Annotated in this window: 23 protein-coding genes; 12 read left to right on the forward strand and 11 right to left on the reverse strand. The window is 61.3% G+C overall.

The genetic code is table 11. The features are described 5' to 3' along the window. Positions 1–152: 152 nt before the first annotated feature. Positions 153–1,043 carry a DMT family transporter gene (locus P353_RS10665; RefSeq protein ID WP_034368925.1) on the forward strand — a complete coding sequence of 297 codons (891 nt, stop codon included), beginning with the start codon at positions 153–155 and terminating at the stop codon, positions 1,041–1,043. A gap of 191 nt (positions 1,044–1,234) precedes the next feature. On the opposite strand, the gene P353_RS10670 is transcribed toward P353_RS10665, so the two are convergent. The 4 genes from P353_RS10670 to P353_RS10685 form a co-directional block, all read right to left on the reverse strand. Then, positions 1,235–2,245, reverse strand: a complete 1,011-nt coding sequence (locus P353_RS10670; RefSeq protein ID WP_034368927.1) for an NAD(P)H-dependent glycerol-3-phosphate dehydrogenase — start codon at positions 2,243–2,245, stop codon at positions 1,235–1,237. 117 nt (positions 2,246–2,362) lie between these two features. Next, entirely contained in the window at positions 2,363–2,824 is a 462-nt protein-coding gene (secB, locus tag P353_RS10675) for a protein-export chaperone SecB (RefSeq protein ID WP_003066740.1), read from the reverse strand. Between the two features lie 200 nt (positions 2,825–3,024). Then, positions 3,025–3,282 (reverse strand): glutaredoxin 3, encoded by a 258-nt coding sequence (grxC, locus tag P353_RS10680; protein WP_034368929.1) that lies wholly within the window; start codon positions 3,280–3,282, stop codon positions 3,025–3,027. Positions 3,283–3,355: 73 nt separating this feature from the next. After that, entirely contained in the window at positions 3,356–3,763 is a 408-nt protein-coding gene (locus P353_RS10685) for a rhodanese-like domain-containing protein (RefSeq protein WP_003051897.1), read from the reverse strand. 285 nt (positions 3,764–4,048) lie between these two features. Here P353_RS10685 and gpmA point away from each other — a divergent pair, with 285 nt between their 5' ends. From gpmA to P353_RS10705, 4 genes are all read left to right on the forward strand, one after another. After that, complete coding sequence (gpmA, locus tag P353_RS10690; protein WP_034368930.1) at positions 4,049–4,792, forward strand: 2,3-diphosphoglycerate-dependent phosphoglycerate mutase; 744 nt, start codon at positions 4,049–4,051, stop codon at positions 4,790–4,792. Positions 4,793–4,924: 132 nt separating this feature from the next. Then, complete coding sequence (locus P353_RS10695; RefSeq protein ID WP_034368932.1) at positions 4,925–6,436, forward strand: S41 family peptidase; 1,512 nt, start codon at positions 4,925–4,927, stop codon at positions 6,434–6,436. Between the two features lie 75 nt (positions 6,437–6,511). Continuing rightward, complete coding sequence (locus tag P353_RS10700; RefSeq protein ID WP_034368934.1) at positions 6,512–7,279, forward strand: HesA/MoeB/ThiF family protein; 768 nt, start codon at positions 6,512–6,514, stop codon at positions 7,277–7,279. 106 nt (positions 7,280–7,385) lie between these two features. Then, positions 7,386–7,766: a response regulator gene (locus tag P353_RS10705; RefSeq protein ID WP_034368935.1), complete on the forward strand. Its 381-nt coding sequence runs from the start codon at positions 7,386–7,388 to the stop codon at positions 7,764–7,766. 58 nt (positions 7,767–7,824) lie between these two features. Here P353_RS10705 and P353_RS10710 read toward each other — a convergent pair whose 3' ends face one another. After that, complete coding sequence (locus P353_RS10710) at positions 7,825–8,457, reverse strand: response regulator transcription factor (protein ID WP_003051886.1); 633 nt, start codon at positions 8,455–8,457, stop codon at positions 7,825–7,827. A gap of 133 nt (positions 8,458–8,590) precedes the next feature. On the opposite strand from P353_RS10710, the gene P353_RS10715 reads away from it, so the two are divergent. The 5 genes from P353_RS10715 to P353_RS10740 all read left to right on the forward strand — a co-directional run bounded on the left by P353_RS10715 (position 8,591) and on the right by P353_RS10740 (position 12,538). Beyond that, positions 8,591–9,940, forward strand: a complete 1,350-nt coding sequence (locus tag P353_RS10715; RefSeq protein ID WP_034368937.1) for a CHASE3 domain-containing protein — start codon at positions 8,591–8,593, stop codon at positions 9,938–9,940. Positions 9,941–10,098: 158 nt separating this feature from the next. Next, positions 10,099–10,260, forward strand: coding sequence for a DUF1328 domain-containing protein (locus tag P353_RS28055; RefSeq protein ID WP_003051882.1), 162 nt, complete (start codon positions 10,099–10,101; stop codon positions 10,258–10,260). Between the two features lie 163 nt (positions 10,261–10,423). Then, positions 10,424–10,966 (forward strand): hypothetical protein, encoded by a 543-nt coding sequence (locus P353_RS10730; RefSeq protein WP_080750510.1) that lies wholly within the window; start codon positions 10,424–10,426, stop codon positions 10,964–10,966. A gap of 73 nt (positions 10,967–11,039) precedes the next feature. Continuing rightward, on the forward strand, positions 11,040–11,360 hold the full coding sequence (locus P353_RS10735; RefSeq protein ID WP_034368939.1) for a BON domain-containing protein: 321 nt from the start codon (positions 11,040–11,042) through the stop codon (positions 11,358–11,360). 122 nt (positions 11,361–11,482) lie between these two features. Further along, on the forward strand, positions 11,483–12,538 hold the full coding sequence (locus P353_RS10740) for a zinc-binding metallopeptidase family protein (protein WP_034368941.1): 1,056 nt from the start codon (positions 11,483–11,485) through the stop codon (positions 12,536–12,538). A gap of 5 nt (positions 12,539–12,543) precedes the next feature. Here the strand turns inward: P353_RS10740 and coaD are convergent, their stop codons facing one another. The 4 genes from coaD to P353_RS10760 all read right to left on the reverse strand — a co-directional run bounded on the left by coaD (position 12,544) and on the right by P353_RS10760 (position 16,713). Then, positions 12,544–13,038 carry a pantetheine-phosphate adenylyltransferase gene (gene coaD / locus P353_RS10745; protein WP_034368942.1) on the reverse strand — a complete coding sequence of 165 codons (495 nt, stop codon included), beginning with the start codon at positions 13,036–13,038 and terminating at the stop codon, positions 12,544–12,546. A 161-nt stretch (positions 13,039–13,199) separates the two neighbouring features. Then, entirely contained in the window at positions 13,200–13,910 is a 711-nt protein-coding gene (gene rsmD / locus P353_RS10750) for a 16S rRNA (guanine(966)-N(2))-methyltransferase RsmD (protein WP_034368943.1), read from the reverse strand. Then, complete coding sequence (locus P353_RS10755; RefSeq protein ID WP_034368944.1) at positions 13,907–15,259, reverse strand: M16 family metallopeptidase; 1,353 nt, start codon at positions 15,257–15,259, stop codon at positions 13,907–13,909. Before P353_RS10755 ends, rsmD begins: the two co-directional genes overlap by 4 nt. A 17-nt stretch (positions 15,260–15,276) precedes the next feature. After that, entirely contained in the window at positions 15,277–16,713 is a 1,437-nt protein-coding gene (locus P353_RS10760) for a M16 family metallopeptidase (RefSeq protein ID WP_034368946.1), read from the reverse strand. Between the two features lie 64 nt (positions 16,714–16,777). On the opposite strand from P353_RS10760, the gene ftsY reads away from it, so the two are divergent. Beyond that, positions 16,778–17,944, forward strand: coding sequence for a signal recognition particle-docking protein FtsY (ftsY, locus tag P353_RS10765; RefSeq protein WP_034368948.1), 1,167 nt, complete (start codon positions 16,778–16,780; stop codon positions 17,942–17,944). Positions 17,945–18,052: 108 nt separating this feature from the next. Here ftsY and cutA read toward each other — a convergent pair whose 3' ends face one another. Next, positions 18,053–18,427 (reverse strand): divalent-cation tolerance protein CutA, encoded by a 375-nt coding sequence (gene cutA / locus P353_RS10770; protein WP_034368950.1) that lies wholly within the window; start codon positions 18,425–18,427, stop codon positions 18,053–18,055. 42 nt (positions 18,428–18,469) lie between these two features. After that, positions 18,470–19,474 (reverse strand): 2-dehydropantoate 2-reductase, encoded by a 1,005-nt coding sequence (locus P353_RS10775; protein WP_034368952.1) that lies wholly within the window; start codon positions 19,472–19,474, stop codon positions 18,470–18,472. Positions 19,475–19,712: 238 nt separating this feature from the next. Here P353_RS10775 and P353_RS10780 point away from each other — a divergent pair, with 238 nt between their 5' ends. Next, on the forward strand, positions 19,713–19,925 hold the full coding sequence (locus P353_RS10780) for a hypothetical protein (protein ID WP_034368954.1): 213 nt from the start codon (positions 19,713–19,715) through the stop codon (positions 19,923–19,925). The last annotated feature ends 115 nt before the right edge of the window (positions 19,926–20,040 follow it).

Genomic DNA, 20,040 nt, shown 5'->3' on the forward strand with positions numbered 1-20,040 from the left:
TTGGTGTGCGCCGGTTTCATGCGATACGGGCGTCATACTGCACCATGGCTAGCTGGTTCGATAGCAGCTAGCGCTTATTCATCAAGCGCTTCAGGTCCAAATCACCTGAAGTCTTTTCTCCAGGCACCGCGCAGTGCCCGGCAAGTTCTTCCATGTCACAGCACTCCGCCCCTTCAGTCCATCGCCACACGCTGACGGGCATCGGCTTGACGGTGCTGGCCTGCGCCTGTTTTTCGATACTCGATACGGGCTCCAAATATGCGGGCGCCCTGCTGCCGCTGCTGATGGCTCTGTGGCTGCGCTATGCGCTGCAGTCGGCGCTGACCGTGGGCTTTGGCGTGGCTCGCCATGGACTGGACATCTTTCGCACCCAGCGCCCGGGCTTTCAGTGCCTGCGCGCCATTCTGTTTTGCCTGAGCAATGCGCTGGCCATGCTCAGCCTGCGCTATCTGCCGCTGGCCGAGTTCACGGCCATCGTGGCGCTGACGCCGCTGGCCCTGACCTTGCTGGCCGCGCTCTGGCTGGGCCAGCAGGTCAGCCCCTTGCGCTGGGTGCTGGTGGCGCTGGGCTTTGCGGGCACGCTGGTCATCCTGCGGCCCGGCGGCGGCCAGTTCAGCGGCTGGGCCCTCGTCTGGCCTGCGCTGCAGCTGCTGGCCAACACCGCCTATCAGATCCTGAGCAGCCGCATGGCGGGCAAGGAGCGCCCGCTGACCACACAGATCTACACCAGCTTGCTGGCCCTGAGCCTGACCTGCATGGCCCTGCCCTGGTCCTGGCAGTTGCCGGACAGCGCCGCACTCTGGCTGGCCGCGATTGCCATGGGCGCAGGCAGCGCCGTGGGACATCTGATGCTGCTCAAGGCCTATGAAAACGCCGAGCCCGCGACCATCACGCCGTTTCTCTACAGCCAGATTCCCTGCGCGCTGCTGGCCGGCTGGCTGGTCTATGGCCATATCCCCGACCAATGGGCCGTGCTGGGCATGCTCGTCATTGCGCTGTGCGGGGCAGCGAGTGCCTGGCTCAGCATCAGAGAGACAAGGTAGCGCGCCGGGAGCGCCTGAGTCTGCCGGTCAGCGCCATTAAAAACAATAGCTACTACCGCCCTAATCCATTGACTTTCAGATAGAAAAATATCTGAAATCCATGAATATCAAGCGCTAGCAGCTATCGTTTTATCGGCTTATCGGCTTATCGGCTTATCGGCTTATTGGCTTATTGGCTTTTGGCTTTTGGCTTATTCGCCGCGCGGATCACGCACCATCAGATGCTGCACGGCCTCGGTGACCGGCAGCTGGCCGTCCAGCAGGGCAACCACGGTTTCGGTGATGGGCATTTCCACACCGACCTGGCGTGCCCGGGCGAGCACGGTGCGGGCGCTGTACACGCCCTCGGCCACATGGCCCAGCGATGTCACGGCCTGCTCCAGGCTCTTGCCTTCGGCCAGCAGCAGACCCACCTTGCGGTTGCGCGAGAGATCGCCGGTGGCGGTCAGCACCAGATCGCCAAGGCCGGACAGGCCCATGAAGGTCTCGGCGCGCGCGCCCAGCGCCACTCCCAGACGCGTCATCTCGGCCAGGCCACGTGTGACCAGGGCTGCGCGCGCGTTCAACCCCAGTTGCAGGCCGTCGCAAAGACCCGTGGCAATGGCCAGCACATTCTTGACGGCTCCGCCCACTTCCACGCCCACGATGTCGTGATTGGCATAGACGCGCATGGCCTCGCCGTGAAAGGCCGACACCAGCAGCTCGCTCACGCCCTCATGGGCGCTGGCTGCCACCAAAGCCGTAGGCTGCTGGCGTGCCACCTCGGCCGCAAAGCTGGGGCCGCTGAGCGCACCGCTTTGCAGCTGCGGCGCCACCTGCTGGCAGACCTCGTGCGCCATCAGCCCATAGCTGCCGGCAGGGGCGTCGGCGGCCACGGCCTCGAAGCCCTTGCACAGCCAGACCACGGGCCGGCGGCAATCCTTGAGCTGGCCCAGCCACTGGCGCAGCGCCGCCATGGGCGTGCCCAGCACAATCAGATCGGCATCCGCCACATGGTCCATCACATCGCCGCTGACCACCGTGAGTGCATCCGGAAAGCGGATGCCGGGCAGATAGCGGCTGTTGGCACGCTCGGCCTGCATGAGCTGCGCCTGCGCCGGATCCCGCGCCCAGAGGCTGACGCGATCCTGGTCCTTATGGGTGGCCGCGCTGATGGCCATGGCCGTACCCCAGGCGCCAGCGCCGATGACAAGAATTTTCATACCTGAATTTTGATAGCAGTTTGCGCACAACCCACAAGAAAAAGAGGCCTCTAGGGCCTCTTTCTTTGCCTGGCTGCCGATTCTTGCACATCGCAGGAATCAGCAATTGCCGTCAGCTTACTGGGGCAGCTGGCCTTCGGCCTGTGCTGCGGCAGCCGCTTGCTGCTGCTCGTACATGGCCTGGAAGTTGATTTCGGCCAGGTGCACGGGAGGGAAGCCGGCGCGGGTCACCACGTCGGCCACGTTGCCGCGCAGATAGGGGTAGATGATTTGGGGGCAGGCAATGCCGATCACGCCGCCCATCTGGTCTTCGGGCACGTTGCGGATTTCGAAGATGCCGGCCTGCTTGGCTTCGACCAGGAACACGGTCTTGTCCTGAATCTTGGTCTGAACCGTGGCGGTCACGGCCACTTCGTAGACGCCTTCAGCCACGGGGGTGGCTTCCACGCCCAACTGGATGTCCACGCTGGGCTGCTCTTGCTCCAGCAGGATGGCGGGAGAGTTGGGCTGCTCCAGGGACAGGTCCTTCAGATACACGCGCTGGATCTGGAACACGGGGCTGTTGTCTTGTTCGGCCATGATGAGCTTGGTCTTTCAGAAAAATCTTGAGGGGGAAATGAAAATGCCTGCACGTAGGATCAGCACGCAGCTATCCTCACAGCAGGCATTTCCAAGAAAATAGCACTTGGCATTATGCAGTGGCCGCCAATGAATGCATCCTGGCATCCGGCACAAAGTGCAAATTCATGTCCTGGGACGGCATGGGCGGCGCAGATGCATCAGCCTTTCAGCAAAGGCAGCAGACCGCCCTTGGCATCCAGCGCCATCAGATCGTCGCAACCGCCCACATGGGTCTCGCCAATGAAGATCTGGGGTACGGTGCGGCGACCCGTGGTCTGCATCATGTGATCGCGGGCAGCGGTATCAAAGTCGATGCGCACCTCTTCGATCTGCTCCACGCCCTTGGATTGGAGAATCTGCTTGGCACGGATGCAATAAGGGCAGACGGCGGTGGTGTACATCTTCACGGCTTGCATGGGCAACTTCCTCGGTGTTTTTGCAATGCAGCATGCAACGCTGCATGCGTCAGGGTTCTCAGTTGGGGCCGGATCAGGCTTTTTCAACCGGCAGGCCGGCATCGCGCCAGGCCTTCATGCCGCCAGCCAGTGCCTGGGCCTTTTCGTAACCCAGCTTCTTGGCCACCGCCTCGGCGCGCGCGGCGCGGGCGCCCGTTGCACAGACCAGCACCACGGGAAGCTGCTTGTTCTTGACGGTGGTGGGCAGCTTTTCTTCCAACTGGCTCAGCGGCAGGTTCCTGGCGCCGTTGACATGGCCGGCGGCAAACTCTTCGGGCTCGCAGACGTCCAGCACCACGGCTTTTTCGCGGTTGATCAGATGCACCGCAGCTGCGGCCGACAGCGAACCGCCGGTCGCGCCGCGCAGCGCGGGCAGCAGCAGCATCACACCCGAAGCCACGGCAATCAGGATCAAATACCAGTTATCAATGATGAATTTCACGTCATTCCTTGGGATGGCAAACCGAACGATTTTAGAGGCAGGCCAGCCTGCGGGCCGCAGCAACGGGCCACAAACCTGCAGCCTGCAAGCCCATAGCCCCGGTTGACGCGCCCTGAGCCGCAAGTGGGCGCTGCGCACAATCCCCGAAGCTCGCTACAGGAATAGCGCGCCGGCCGGCGCCGGATCGCTCCGGCTTTCCTTGCCTCATGCCCGGACAAAGCCCAGCCTCTAAAATGCACGCTTTTGACTTTGTGTCATTACTGCTTTGCTACTTTGAGAGAATCCATGTACAAGCTCGTTCTGATCCGCCACGGTGAATCCACCTGGAACCTAGAAAACCGCTTCACCGGCTGGACCGATGTGGATCTGACTGCCACCGGCGTCGAACAGGCCAAGAAGGCCGGCCAACTGCTCAAGGCAGAAGGCTATGACTTCGATGTGGCCTATACCAGCGTGCTCAAGCGCGCCATCCGCACCCTGTGGCATGTGCAAGATGAAATGGACCGCACCTGGCTGCCCGTGGTGCATAGCTGGCGTCTCAACGAACGCCACTACGGCGGTCTGCAAGGTCTGAACAAGGCCGATATGGCCAAGCAGTATGGCGATGAGCAAGTGCTGGTCTGGCGCCGCAGCTACGACGTGCCGCCTCCCGCCCTGGAAGCCACCGACCCCCGCAGCGAACGCAGCGATGTGCGCTACGCCAAGCTGCAGCCCGAGCAGATCCCGCTGACCGAATGCCTCAAGGACACGGTTGCCCGCGTTGTGCCGTTCTGGGAAGAGTCCATCGCCCCCGCCATCAAGGCCGGCAAGCGCGTGGTCGTTGCTGCTCACGGCAACTCCATCCGCGCCCTGATCAAGTATCTGGACAACATCGCCGACGACCAGATCGTGGGCGTGAACGTGCCCAACGGCATTCCTCTGGTCTATGAACTGGACGCCGATCTCAAGCCCATCCGCCACTACTACCTGGGCGACGCCGAAGCCGCAGCCAAGGCAGCAGCGGCAGTTGCGGCCCAGGGCAAGGCCTGAGAGAGACCTCCTCACCGCCCCGGTTCAGGCCGCTTGCGCGGTCTGAACCGGGCTGACACGGCAAAAGGCCTGTGGAACCTCATGGGCCTTCCGCCGTCCAAGGTGTATATTGCGAATGGTTTAAGGGGTGCTATGGGTCAAAAAATCAAAATTGCAGGCTGGATCTCTGTGGGCGTGGTCGCCGGTGCGTTGACCACCGTATCCCTGCAGACGCTGGCTCGCGGGGGTGTGACGCCTCTGCCACTTGAAGAAATCCAGCAATTGTCGGCCGTCTTCGGCCTGATCAAGACCGATTATGTGGAGCAGGTCAGCGACAAGAAGCTGATCACCGATGCCATCTCCGGCATGGTCTCCAGCCTGGACCCGCACTCCCAGTACTTCGACAAGAAAACCTACAAAGAATTCAAGGAAGGCACTTCCGGCAAGTTCGTTGGCGTCGGCATCGAGATCACCATGGAAGACGGGCTGATCAAGATCGTCTCCCCCATCGAAGGCTCGCCCGCTTTCCGAGCAGGCCTCAAGACCGGCGACCTGATCACCAAGATCGACGACACGGCCGTCAAGGGCCTGACGCTCAATGACGCTGTCAAGCGCATGCGTGGTGAACCCAATACCAAGGTGCGCCTGAACATCCTGCGCAAGGATGAAAGCCGCAGCTTCCCCGTCACCATCACCCGTGAAGAAATCAAGACCCAATCGGTCAAGGGCAAGGTGATCGAGCCCGGATATGGCTGGATCCGCCTGAGCCAGTTCCAGGAACGCACCGTGGACGACTTTGTGCGCAAGGTCGAGGAAATCTACAAGCAGGAGCCCAATCTCAAGGGACTGGTGCTGGACCTGCGCAACGATCCCGGCGGGCTGCTGGATGCGGCCGTAGCCATCTCTGCAGCCTTCCTGCCCCCCGATGTGCCCGTGGTTTCCACCAACGGCCAGCTGGCTGAAAGCAAGGCCGTCTACAAGGCCTCGCCCGAGTTCTACGCTCAGCGCGGTTTTGGCGACCCCTTGCAGCGCCTGCCTGCGGCCCTCAAAAAGCTGCCTCTGGTGGTGCTGGTCAACGAAGGCTCGGCCTCGGCCAGCGAAATCGTTGCCGGAGCTCTGCAAGATCACAAACGCGCTACCGTCATGGGCAGCCAGTCCTTTGGCAAGGGGTCGGTGCAAACCGTGCGCCCCCTGGGGCCCGATACGGCTCTCAAGCTGACGACGGCGCGCTACTACACGCCTAGCGGAAAGTCCATTCAGGCCAAGGGCATCGTGCCCGATGTGATGGTCGATGAGACTGCAGACGGCGATTTGTTTGCTGCCTTGAGCATGCGTGAAGCAGACCTTGAAAAGCATTTGTCCAGCGGACAGGGTGCGGAGGTCAAGAACGATTCACTTGAAAAGGCCCGCGAGGAAGCGCGCAAGCGCCTGGAAGAGGAAGCCAAGAAGCCAGCCGCCGAACGCCGCCTGCCCGAATTCGGGTCTGAAAAGGACTTTCAGCTGCAACAGGCACTGAACAAGCTCAAGGGCCAGCCCGTCAAGGTCAGCAAAACCCTGACGGAGCGCAAAATCGAAGAGAAGCCCGGAGACGCGACGGCAGCAGACAAAAAGCCCGCTGACAAGAAAGCGCCCGAAAAAGGCGAATCCGACAAGAGCAAAAAATAAGCACCGGGTTATGAAACCCGCTCAAAATCAGCCGGGCTTGCCCGGCTTTTTTCTTGGAACCATGGAAGCAAACCGATGAATGACGATCAATTGCTACGCTATTCCCGTCACATCATGCTCGACGAAATCGGCATCGAAGGCCAGGAGCGCATTCTGGCGGCGCATGCAGTGATCATTGGAGCGGGCGGCTTGGGCTCGCCTGCCGCACTCTATCTGGGCTCGGCAGGTGTGGGGCGCATCACCATCGTCGACAACGACGTCGTGGACATGACCAATCTGCAGCGCCAGATTGCCCACACGACCGAACGCATAGGCATGCCCAAGGTGGAATCGATCCGCACTGCCGTACATGCCATCAATCCCGGGATCGAGATTCGCTGCATCCAGCAGCGTGCAACCGATACCCTGCTCGACGAGCTGCTGCCCGAGGCCAGCATCGTGCTCGACTGCACCGACAACTACAAGACGCGCCAGGCTATCAATGCGGCCTGCGTACGTCACGGCGTCCCCCTGATCGAAGGAGCGGCCATCCGTGTCGATGGCCAGCTGATGGTCATTGATCCACGCAACCCCGACAGCCCATGCTATGCATGCGTCTTTCCGCCAGAGGCTGAATTCGAAGAGGTTCAGTGCTCAACCATGGGCGTCTTTGCCCCGCTGGTTGGACTGATAGGCACCCAGCAGGCAGCAGAAGCACTGAAGCTGATTGTCGGTTTTGGCCGATCTTCTGTCGGACAACTTCAAATGCTTGATGCACGTTCCATGGAGTGGAGTAGGATGAAAATAGCTAGGGTTAAAACCTGTGATGTCTGCGGAACGCCAAACACAAATTACAAAAAATGACAATACAATGATTTTTTCATGGGCCGTAGTTGATTTTCCACATTGCGAATTGAAATGACTCTCACCGCTTGATCCTTGGCGTCCACCTCATCAGCTTGCTACCGTCGTGAAACTGCGTACTTTTTTTGTTGAAGACAATCCCACGATTCGCGACAACCTGATTGCGACGATGGCGGAGCTTGCCGATGTGGAAGCGGTCGGGGTGGCAGAGACCGAAGCCGATGCTGTACGCTGGCTCAGCCACAACCCTGACGCCTGGGATCTGGTCATCGTGGACTTGTTCTTGCGCGAGGGCAGCGGTCTGGGCATCGTCACAAGCCTTCAACATCGACCACCGCAGAAAAAGTTGCTCGTGTTGAGCAATTACGCGACTGCCGATATACGACAGCGCTGCCTTGAACTCGGCGCAGATGCCGTATTTGACAAATCCAACGAAATAGATGCGCTTATCGATTTCTGTATTGATTTAAATACCAGTAAATCTTGAAAATAACGCAAAGTAAAAAAGGCTTGAATATTTCAAGCCTTTTTTATTTGAGCTTCCATTAATCGATCAATCGATTTTTCAACGCATAGTAGGTCAGGTCGCTATTTGAGGAAAGGCCCATTTTTTCCATGAGTCTTGTCCGGTAAGTGCTCACTGTTTTCACGCTCAGCGAAAGCGATTTGGCGATATCTCCAGCCGTCTCGCCGCGCGCAAGCTTCAGAAATACCTGAAACTCACGCTCCGACAGTTGCTCGTGTGCCGGAACATCATCCTTGCGGTTGAGTTGCTGGGCCAAAAGATCTGCGACTGCCGGCGTCAGGTAACGCCTTCCAAGAGCCACAGTCCGGATGGCCTCTGCAATATCCTGAGGATCGCACTCCTTGTTGAGATATCCGCTGGCACCCTGACGAATCAAGTTGATTGCGTAATGCTCCTCAGGGTATCCACTTAGTATCAGGATGCCCATATCAGGTGCTTTGGCTCTGAGCATGGCCAAGGCATCGATGCCGCTTTGCCCCGGCATGGACAAGTCCATCAGCAGCACGTCAATTTCATGCTCCCGAACCAGGTCAATGGCCTCCCGCCCATTGCCCGCTTCTCCCACGACCCTCAGATCTACATGTTCCGACAGGAATTGGCGTAACCCCGAGCGAACAATCGCATGGTCATCCACTATGCCTACTTTTATCATGAACACCTCTTTTCATGAAACTGCGCTCATCTCCAGGGCGCATCACATTTTAAGACCCGCACTATGATGTCAGTCGTTGACGCTACGGTTATGCAGAATATCAGGTAATTGCCTTGTAGGTGAGAGGAAGTAGATGCGTTGGACCAATATCCGCAAAATTGCAGTCAGCCTGACGATCGCAGTCATTGCGGCAGTCTTAATGGTAAGCATTAATGAAGCAGGCTATAAGCGCTCGTTGCAGGCTCTGGACACGCTCACCAAGACGCAAGCCACCAGAGCAAAGCTCAATTTGCTGATGCAGCAAATGCTGGATGCGGAAACCGGCCTGCGCGGCTACCTGCTGACAGGAGAGGAGCGCTATCTGGAGCCCTATAACTCCGCCTCCGCCGCTATCAGCAGCAGCATGGACGAGCTGCGCGGCATCTTCATCATGGATCCCAAAGAGCTGGCAACCTTTACTCCGCTGGCCCGCCAGGTCGAGCGCAAGACCAGCGAAATGGAGCTGAGCCTGCGCCTTTATCGCCAGGGCAACGATGAAGCGTGGCGCTTTGTGATGTTTACCGACGTAGGCATGGAAAACATGGATGCCATACGGGGCCACATCAAAACCCTGATGGACAGCATCGACCAGCGCGTCAAGTCCAATCTCGCGGATATCGAACAAACGCTGGGTCTGTCACGCCTGGGAATTGCGACAGTGACCGCACTGGGGATTCTGGGCTTCTTCATGTATCTGCGACAGGCCAATGCGCTGCAGCACTCACATCAGCGCGAGCAGGAGATTCAGCGCGATGAACGCAATCGTCTGGAGGAAGTCGTTCGCGACCGCACAGCGGCCCTCACCGAGCTGGCCACCCATTTGCAGCAGGTGCGCGAGGATGAGCGAGCGCACCTGGCACGCGAGTTGCACGACGAGCTGGGCTCGCTGCTGACCGCCGCGAAACTGGACGTAGCGCGCCTCAAGTCCAAGATCGACACCTCGATACCCGACGTCTCCGAACGCATCACCCATCTGATCGAGACGCTCAACAGCGGAATTGCACTCAAACGCCGCATCATTGAGGACCTGCGCCCCTCTTCTCTCTCCAACCTGGGCCTGACCACCGCCCTGGAAATCCTGACCCGAGAATTCGGTGATCGCAGCAACATCGAGGTGGAATGCAGCCTGGAGCAAGTGGACCTGCCTGAGTCCACGCAGCTGACGGTCTATCGCGTCGTACAGGAGTCCCTCACCAACATCGGAAAATACGCCAGGGCCAGCCATGTAATCGTGACGGTGCACAACTATCCCACCTATGTGGCCGTGCAGATTCAGGACGATGGTCAAGGGTTCGAGCCGGCCAGCATGCGCCCCAACTCCCATGGCCTGGCAGGCATGAAACACCGTGTCGAAGCCGTTAGCGGCAGGCTCACCGTAGCATCCCAGCCCGGCAAGGGAACCACTATCTCGGCAGTCATTCCCTTGACAATGGCAAACACCTGAACTCGGTGCGCAGGTCAACGCAGTCCTACATGACTGTCCCTAAATACCCCGACCCTGGTGACAGAAGCTCACCGTCAAGCTTGGGCTGCGCAGTTCTCTACAGTCAATACATGGCCGTACAGCAATGCCTGTCGGTCTGCATTCGAAAGGAGAAAACCATGTTGCACTACGCCATTGTCTTTCTGGTGATTGCCTTGATCGCTGCAGTTTTCGGTTTCGGCGGGATTGCGGCCAGCGCCGTAGGTATTGCCAAGATTCTGTTTTTCGTCTTTCTGGTCATGGCCGTCATCACCTTCCTGATGGGCCTCGTGAAGAAATGACCAAGCGACCGAATGTGTAGAACTTTGTTCATGCACATTGCACAAACCACCAGTATTCGCCATGATCGTTCTCAACTTCTGCCTCCTGGAGGCAGGGTTCCGCAGACCGGCGTTACTGCACACGCTGTCACGAAAATTTCTAGATTTCAGGGAGTTCCAAACAATGAGCCAAGCCGTAAAAGACGCCAAGGACACGGTTGAAGATCTCAAGGGCGCCGCCAAGGATGTGGCAGCCGACGTCAAGGACACGGCAAAGCACGCCGCCCAATCTGCCCAGAATGCTGCGCACAAGATGGCCGACGCAGCGCAGGATGCCGTGGACTCAGGCAAGCAGGCCGCCCACAAGATGGTCAATGAAGCACGCGACGTAGCCGAGGATGTTGCCGACAAGGTTGAGGACACCGCACGCCGCGCAAGGCGCACGGCCTCCGAGGCGATAGACTCCACAGGGCGTCATATACGCAATCTCGACGACAGCGAGAACCCGCTGATCGACAACCTGGCCAACCGCGCACAGGACCTGGCCGAGCGCAGCATCAACTTCTGGGCCGACAGCTCGCACCGTGCACGCCGTCAGTTAAACACAGCAGCGGATGCGACCACCAAGTATGTCTCGGAACAACCCGGGCGTTCCGTGCTGATCGCCGCTGCGACCGGGGCGGCCCTGGCAACGGCCTTCTTTCTGGGCCGCTCGCGCAGGAAGTAACTCTTGGAGCGTGTTGACGTTCCTAGCTTTCGCAGGCGTGCTTTGCGCCTTTTCAAAACCAAGGGAGAACCATATGAAGAATCTGACTCGTGCTTTGGCTTTCAGTCTGGTCGCTGCGACGACCGTGCTGGCAACCACAGCCTGTTCGGTGGCTCGTGACCAGCAGACTGTGGGCTCCTATGTAGATGACGCCGGCATCACCACAGCGGTGAAGGCCAAGATGGCCGAAGACAAGAATGTCTCGGCAACCGCCATCAGCGTGGAAACCATGAACGGCACCGTGCAGCTGTCGGGCTTTGCCAAATCCGAAGCAGAAAAAGCCCGTGCCGGCGAAATTGCCCGCACGACCAAGCATGTGCGCGACGTGCGCAACAGCATCGTGGTCAGGCCCTGATGCGGCCCGCCTGAGGCAAGGCCCTGCCTAAGGGCAGCGCTTACAGCCCCAAAGCCAGCTTTTGAGCTGGCTTTGTTTTTTTTCCTACTCCGGTCAGCGGACTTCCCCATTAAAGTGTTCGAATGCAAGTTTTCAACTGCGAGGCCTGCGGGCACCTGATCTATTTTGAAAGCCTGCAATGCGTGCATTGCGGTGCAAGCCAGGCATTTCTGCCCGATCAGCTGCGCGTCGGCATTCTGCCGTCGATCGGGTCTCCCGACGCACGCTATCGCCCCTGCGCCCACCGCCACAACATCAGCCTGTGCAATTTTGCGATCGAGGCTTCAGACCCGCAGCCGCTGTGCGTTTCCTGCCGACAGACCGAATGGCTGCCCGACGACAGCGATCCCGCCAATGAGCTGCGTTGGGCCAAGATCGAGATCGCCAAGCGCAGGCTGTTCTACACCCTGGCCAGGCTGGGCCTGCTGGACCCTCATGGGCACCGCGTGGCCGAGCCGCGCTTTTCCCTGCTCGCAGACCTGCCCGGCCAGAACCCCGTCATGACCGGCCATGCCAGCGGCATGATCACGCTCAACGTCGTCGAGGCAGACGACGACGAGCGCGCCAAACGCCGCCAGGCCTTTCACGAGCCCTATCGCACGCTGACAGGACATCTGCGCCACGAATCAGGGCATTTCTACTGGGATCAGTTGATAGCGAACAGCGAGCATCTGGAGCGCTTCAGGGCATTGTTCGGCTATGAGAATCAGGACTATGCCCAGGCGCTGCAGCGCCATTACGGCAAGAACCCGCTGGACAACAGCTGGCGCAATCAGTTCATCAGTGCCTATGCCACGGCCCACCCCTGGGAGGACTGGGCCGAAACCTGGGCGCACTATCTGCACATGGTGGATTTGCTGGAGACCGCAGCCAGCTACGGCACCTGCATTACCGTGCCGGACATCCCGAGCCGCGGCCAGCAGCTCATTCAAAACCCGCTGGGGGCCGTGCCGCCCGATTTTTCGGTGATGCAGTCCCAGTGGGTGCCGCTCACGCTGCTGCACAACAGCCTGAATCGCAGCCTGGGCCATGGCGACGCCTATCCATTCGCCATTTCGGGCCCGGCCTGGGACAAGCTGCGCTTTGTCCACGAGACCATCAGCAGCTATCGCAGCCAGATGACCAGCCAGGGAGGCTGAAAGGCTCAGGCCTTGCGGCCGACCTTGAGCATCAGGCGCTCATGCACGCCCTTGGAGACAAACTTGTCCACATCGCCATTGAGCGTGGCAATCTCGCGCACAAAGGTGGAGCTGATGAACTGATAGCGATCGCTGGGCGTGAGGAACACGGTTTCCACTTCGGGCATCAGCGTGCGATTCATGCCGGCAAGCTGGAACTCATAGTCGAAGTCCGTCACCGCGCGCAAGCCGCGCACCATGGCCTTGGCGCCGCGTGCGAGCACAAAATGCGCGAGCAGCCCGTCAAAGCTCTCCACCTCCACCTGCGGATAATTGGCGCAGGACTCGCGCACCATGGCAATGCGCTCCTCCAGCGTGAACATCGTTTTTTTGTGATGGCCCGCTGCCACGGCGACGATGACCTTGCCAAACAGCTGTGCAGCCCGGCGCACCACATCTTCATGCCCCAGCGTGATCGGGTCAAAGGTTCCGGGGTAAACAGCAATCAGGTCCTGGCTCATGGCTTATCTCTCTCCTGCGGGTCTTGATGAGGGTGAGGGCTGCTGCAGTGCAGCAGTCAAGAGATTATGCATTCAGGCCTGCACAGCGTTGACCCATGCAAAAAAGAGCTGCTGACGCCTTTGCTCAAAGCGCCAGCAGCCCTCGGTTCGGCAGCAAAGGTTTACTGCTTCTTCAGCAGATGCGCATGGACGGCGCCGGCCTTCAGATAGCGATGCAGCGCAAGCCCCATCTCCAGCAAGCGGTCCTCGGCCCAGGCTTCGGGAGCTTCCAGATAAATGAAGCCGCCGTCATTCAGGGCCGCCGTGGCGGCCTTGAGCGCGGGCTCGAACAGCTCGGTCTGCCCGAACGGCGGATCCAGCAAGATCAGATCCTGGCCCGCCACGGTCTTCAGGCAGCTCAGCGCATCGCCGCGCTGCACCTTGACCATCCGGGCATCGAGCTTTTGCTGAAGGCGCTGCAGCTGCTGCACCAGGGCGGCATCCTGCTCGTTCATGATGACGCTGCTGGCGCCGCGCGATGCGGCCTCGAAACCCAGCGCCCCCGTGCCCGCGAAGGCATCGATGCATTTCCAGTTGCTCAAGTCCTGGCCCAGCCAGTTGAACAGGGTCTCGCGCACGCGATCGGGCGTGGGACGCAGACCGGGCTTTTGCGCCACGGCCAGGCGCGTGCGACGCCATTGCCCGCCGATGATGCGGATTTCACCGGCCCCGGTGGCCGCCGGCTTGGCTGCGGCAGGCTGGGCGGCCTTGGCTCCGGGGCGGGCCGGGCGGCTGGCTGCCAGCTCCTGCGCCTTGCGCTCGGACTCGTGAATCATCTTGTCCAGCGCCTTGCGGCCTGCGGGGGTGTGTAGCTTGATGGCACTGCGGCTCATGGCTTGGCTCCGAGAGTGATGGTGACCATGCGCTCGGGCTGAACCATGCGCTGCATCGCCTCCTTCACGTCCTTGGTGGTCAGAGCCTGAACGCGATCGGTCCAGTGCTCCAGATAATCGAGCGGCAGCCCGTTCCAGGCGATGTTGGCCACATTGCCCAGCAGCTTGCGATTGCTGTCTATGCGCAAGGCAAAGCCGCCGATCAGATTGTCCTTGGCCGCCTTGAGTTCCTTGTCGCTAGGACCTTCGGCAATGAATTTGCGCAACACGTCCTGCGAGACCTTGAGCGCCTCGGCCGCCTGATCGGGGCGGGTCTGCAGGCCGATGATGAAGGCGCCGCGATCCAGGCCCGGCGAGAAGTCGCTGGAGACACCATAGGTCAGGCCCCGCTTTTCACGCACCTCTTCCATCAGTCGCGAGGTAAAGCCGCCGCCGCCCAGAATGTGGTTGCCCACCATCACGGCGAGAAAATCGGGGTTGTTACGCGCAATGCCGGGCTGGCCGATCAGCACCTGGGCCTGGGCCGACTCGAACGGAATGTTCTCGACCTTGGCTTGCTGCAGATCCTGCACCTTGCCCACGGCAGGCAGCGGCGGGCAGTCGTTGCCATTGGTGGCCTGCAGCGGCCCCAGCAACTGCTTGACCATGGCATCGGCCTGCTGACGATTGACCGCTCCCACCACGCTGACCTTGGCGCGGCAGGCGGCAATCAGCTTGCGGTGAAAATCCTGCATGGCCGAAACATCGATCCGCCCCAGGCTGTCGACCGTGGTCTGATAGCCATAGGGCGAGCTGCCGAACACAGCCTTGCGGAAGGCCTTGGAGGCCACGGTGCCGGGACGCGTATCGGCTTCCTTGATGGAGGCGCTCCAGCGCTCGCGGTCACGCTGCCACACGGCTTCCGGCCAACTTGGCGAGGCGATCTGGCGCGCCGCCAGGGCCACGGCCTTTTGCTGCAGATTGGGCTCGGTCAGAGTGCGCAGGCCGAAGCTGAAGCTGTCGCGCCCCGCGCTGGCGCCAAAGCTGGCGCCCAAATCGGCCCAGGCCTGACCCAGGCCGTTTTCATCCAGCGCAGGTGCATCGCCTGCCGCCTTGACCCCCTTGGAGGACATCATGGCCACGGCTGTCGCCAGGCCCACCTTGTCCTCGGGATCACGACGGCTGCCGGCGTCGAAGTCCACTTGCACATCCACCATGGGAATGCCGGGACTTTGCACCAGCCAGACCTGGGCGCCACTGGGCTGGGTCCAATGCTCTATCGGCAGCAAGGCCCAGGCAGACTGGGTCAGAAAACCCATTCCAGCGCTTACTACAAAAGCGCCAGCAGCTATCTTTTTCATAGTTTTCATATGTTTCTCCGCTGCGCTCAGTGCATGGATTTATCGGCATCCGCCTTGCCCGACATGGGACGCTGGGGCTTGCTACCCGCCGGCAGAGGCTGAGGCACCAGGGTGCCGACAGTGAGCTGGTCGTCGCCAAAATATTTGGCGGCCACGGCCTTCACATCGTCAGAGGTGACTTTGCGCAGCTCGGCCAGCAGCTTGTCCTCGGCATCCAGCGGCATGTTCTGGATCCAGTAGTTGCCCAGGTTCTGGGCCTGGCCCATGACGGAATCACGCTCATAGACGTTGGAAGCCATCCACTGCGTCTTGACGCGCTCCAGCTCCTCGGCCTGCACGCCCTCATCGGCCACCTTCTTGATCTGGGCGCGCAGCGCAGCCTCGACATCGGCCACGGTCTTGCCCTGGGCCGGCACGCCGGTCAGCATGAACAGGCTGGGCCCGCGCCCCATGATGTTGGCCGAGCTGCCGGCGCTATCGGCCACGCGGCCATTGGCCTGGCCTTCGCCCTGCACCAGGGCACGCTCCAGGCGAGCGCCGTCATAACCGTCCAGCACGGCGGACAGCACCAGCAGCGCCAGCGCATCCTTGTCCTCGGCCTGCAGCTTGTCCACGCTCTTCAGGGTGGGCGTGCGATAGGCCATGGCGATAAAAGCCTGCTCGGCCGGCTGCTTGACCTCGATGCGGCGCACGCCGATCTGGCTGGGTTCGGTCTGCGGCTTGCGCTGCGGCAATGCGCGCGCAGGAATGCTGCCGTAATACTTCTCGGCCCAGGCACGTACCTGGTTGACGTTCACGTCCCCCACCACCACTACGGCGGCGTTGGCAGGCACATACCAGCGCTTGTGGAAGTCGCGCACATCGCCGGGCGTCATGGAGTTCAGGTCACTCATCCAGCCCACCACGGGGCGGCGATAGGGCGATGCCATGAAGGTGGCCGCCATCAGCTGCTCCATCAGCATGGCGCGCGGCTGGTCGTCGGTGCGCATGCGGCGCTCTTCCTTGATGACCTCGATTTCCTTCTTGAATTCCGAGTCCGGCCACTGGTTGTTGGCAAAACGGTCGGACTCCAGCTTCATCACGTCTTCGAGACGGTTGGACGGAATCTGCTGGTAGTACCCCGTGTAGTCACGCCAGGTAAAAGCGTTTTCCTGGCCGCCCAGCGCCGCCACGCGACGCGAGAAGTCTCCGGGCTTGACGCTTTTGGAGCCCTTGAACATCATGTGCTCCAGCGCATGGGCCACGCCCGTGGTGCCGTCGACCTCGTCCATGGAGCCCACGCGTACCCAGACCATGTGCACGGCCGTAGGCGCGCGCCGGTCGGGCTGCACAATCAGCTGCATGCCGTTCTTCAGCGTGAACTGCTGCACTTGCGGCGCGGCCGCCGTGGCGGCAGCAGCAGGCACAGGTTGCGACGATGCGCCCGGCGCAGCCAAGGCTGCCCCAGCGCTCAAACAGGCCATTAAGCCCAGTACAGGGAGTGCGCGTACATGTTTCATAGAATGATGCGATTCTAAAAACCCGCCAATGTTCAGTTTTTTCAAGAAAAAGCCCAATTCACCCGATGCGGTGAACACCACGCCCGCTGCCCAGGCAGCTGCGGCGCCCGCTCCTGCTCCGCAAATCAGGCCCGCTCCACAGGATACGCCTGCTGCGCCTGCCGAAAATGGCAGCAGCTCCTGGTGGCGCAAGCCCTTTGGCGGCGGTGCGACAGCCAAGGCCGGCGAAGATCAGCCTGCCACTCAGGATTTTGTAGCAGCCCCCGAGCCTACCGCAAAGCCGCAAGCCCCAAATTCCCGTCAAAGCTGGATGGAGCGCCTGAAAGCCGGTCTGCGCAAGACCGGCTCCAGCATCGCCACCGTCTTTACCGGCACGCAGATCGACGACCGGCTCTATGAAGAGCTGGAGGACGCGCTGCTGATGGCCGACACCGGCGTCAAGGCCACCCAGCATCTGCTGGAAGACCTGAAGCGCCGCGTCAAGGAAACCAAGACCACCGAGCCTGCCGCCGTCAAGGCGCTGCTGGCCGATGCGCTGACCGATTTGCTGAGGCCCCTGGAAAAGCCGCTGACCATCGGCGAGCACACCCCGACCGTCATCATGGTGGCCGGCGTCAACGGTGCAGGCAAGACCACGTCCATCGGCAAGCTGACCAAGCATCTGGCCGACGGCGAGCAGTCCGTGCTGCTGGCCGCCGCCGACACCTTCCGCGCCGCCGCGCGTGAGCAGCTGGGCGTCTGGGCCAATCGCAACACCGTGGAAATCATCAGCCAGGACGGTGGCGACCCCGCTGCCGTGAGCTTCGATGCCGTCTCCGCCGGCAAGGCGCGCAAAAAGGATGTGGTGCTGGTCGATACGGCCGGACGCCTGCCCACGCAGCTGCATCTGATGGAAGAGCTCAAGAAGATCAAGCGCGTGGTGAACAAGGCCGACGGCACGGCCCCGCACGAGGTGCTGCTGGTGATTGACGGCAATACCGGCCAGAACGCACTGACCCAGGTGCGCGCCTTCGACGATGCGCTGCAGCTCACGGGCCTGATCGTCACCAAGCTCGACGGCACGGCCAAGGGCGGCGTGCTGGCCGCGATTGCGCAGGAGCGCCCCGTGCCCGTCTACTTCATCGGCGTGGGCGAGAAGATCGAGGATCTGGAAACCTTCAGCGCACGCGAGTTCGCCCAGGCCCTGCTGTCCTGAAGTGCAAGAACCATAGCTGCCAGCGCTTTATCTATAAAGATTTCAGATAGATTCAGCATTGAAACCCAATAAAGGAGCGCGCAAGGCGCTCCTTTTTTTATTCAGGCTTCAGAGCTGCACCTGCTGCTTGATCCACTTGGCATAGTCGTTCAGGCAGCGCTCGGTGCGCATGGTGATCTGGGGCACTTCATAGCTGTGATGGCTGCGCAGCAGCTGCGTCAGCCGCGGCAGGGCCTCGGGCAGGGTCTTGCAGGTCAGTCGCCATTCGGGAGCGGTCTGCAGCACGCCATCCCACTCGTAATACGAGGTGATGCGCTCGGTCTGCACGCAGGCCGCAGCCTTGGCCGAGACCAGAGCCCGCGCCATGTCCTCGGCCTCGGCCGAATGCCCCACGGTCGTCGTCACCACGCACAGCGTGGCCCAATGGCGGTCCTGCGCGGAGGTGGATTTGGGAGTGGCGGTCTGGGTAGATGTGGTGCTCATGCCGTCTAGTCTAGGCCCAAGACCGCCCTGCCCGCCACAGCCTTACACCGGATACAGGCCCAGCTGCTGCGCCCGCAGCCGCGTCAGCCCCAGCAGCGCATCGGTGAACGGCGTGCTCATGCCGCACATGGCGCCGATCTCGCGCACGGCGCCTACCAGCGCGTCCAGCTCCACCGGCTTGCCGGCTTCCACATCCTGGAGCATGGAGGTCTTGAAGCCGCCCAGCTTGAGCGTGACCTGATGGCGGTCCTGCGGGCTGTCGGCAATCGGCAGGCCGATGCGCGCGCCGATTTCCCGGGCCTCCAGCATCACGGCCGTGATGAAGTTGCGCACCAGCTCATCGCCCAGAATCCGGTCCGTGGTGGCGCCCGTGATGGCACTGACGGGGTTCATGGTCATATTGCCCCAGAGCTTGTACCAGGCATCGCGCTGGATGTTGTCGCTGAGTCTGACCTCGATACCGCCCGCGCGCAGCAGCTCGGCCAGCGCAAGCAGGCGCGGCGTGGTCGCATCGCCGGGCAGGGCCGCAGGCTCGCCCATGATGAGGCTGTTGCCGAAATGTCGGCGCACCACACCCGGCGCGTCGAGTGAGCAGCTGGCATGCACCACCGAGCCAATGACCTGCTGCGTGGGGATGGCGCGCGCAATCTCGCCCTGCGGATCCACGGCCCTGAGCTGCAGGCCGCGCAGGCTGGCATCCACGCCACCGGCCAGAAACCACCAGGGCACGCCGTTCATGGCGGTCAGCACCAGTGTCTGCGGGCCGAGCAGCGGTGCGAGGGCACGCGCCACATCGGGCATGGACGGTGCCTTGACGGCAATCACCACCAGATCCTGCACGCCCAGGGCGGCCGGGTCCTGCTGCGCATTGACGGCCACGGTCTGGCGCTCCTCGCCATGCACCAGCGTCAGGCCGTTGTGCTGCAGCGCAGCCAGCGTCTGGCCTCGCGCCACGGCGCTCAGCTCGCAGCCCGCCCTGGCTAGCGCCACGCCCAGCCAGCCGCCAATGGCACCGGCACCGTAGATACAGACTCTCTTCAGACTCATGCTCTTGTCTCTCCTGTCTTATATAGATCTCAAAAACGATAGCTGCCGGCGCTTTACCCCAAAGCATCTGAAGACTTTCCGCCCTTGAAACCAGGCGAAATCTTCGCGGCCGCTGTTCATTGTTGACACGTTAACAGCAGTATCCACCAGCGCGACACTGAGGGCCGTCGACAGCCGAGCGACCCGCGTTGCGCCCCCCGCTCGCTGCCTTGTTCATCGCATTTTCAAGGACTGATTCATGAGCTCCAACACCACCGTCGTCAATCTCACGGCCCAGATCACGGCACTGGCCACCGCCTTGCGCATCGTGCTGGACGCCAGCCCCCAGGCTGCCCAGACACGCGAGCAGCTGGCTGCCGCGCTGGACAAGACCATTCATGCCGCGCTGGAAGAAGGGGTCTGGGACAACGCCGACGGCGTCAAGACCATCAGGGCAGCGCTGCTGGGCTGATCGCCACCGCGCCATGAAAAAGCCGGGCACAAGGCCCGGCAAAGAGAAGCAGCAAACCAGAGAACCCCTAAGGGCCGTGCTCAGGCCAGCGTATAGGCCGTCTTCACCGTGGTGT

The organism is Comamonas testosteroni (assembly GCF_000761245.1).
Lineage (GTDB): Bacteria > Pseudomonadota > Gammaproteobacteria > Burkholderiales > Burkholderiaceae_C > Comamonas > Comamonas testosteroni_C.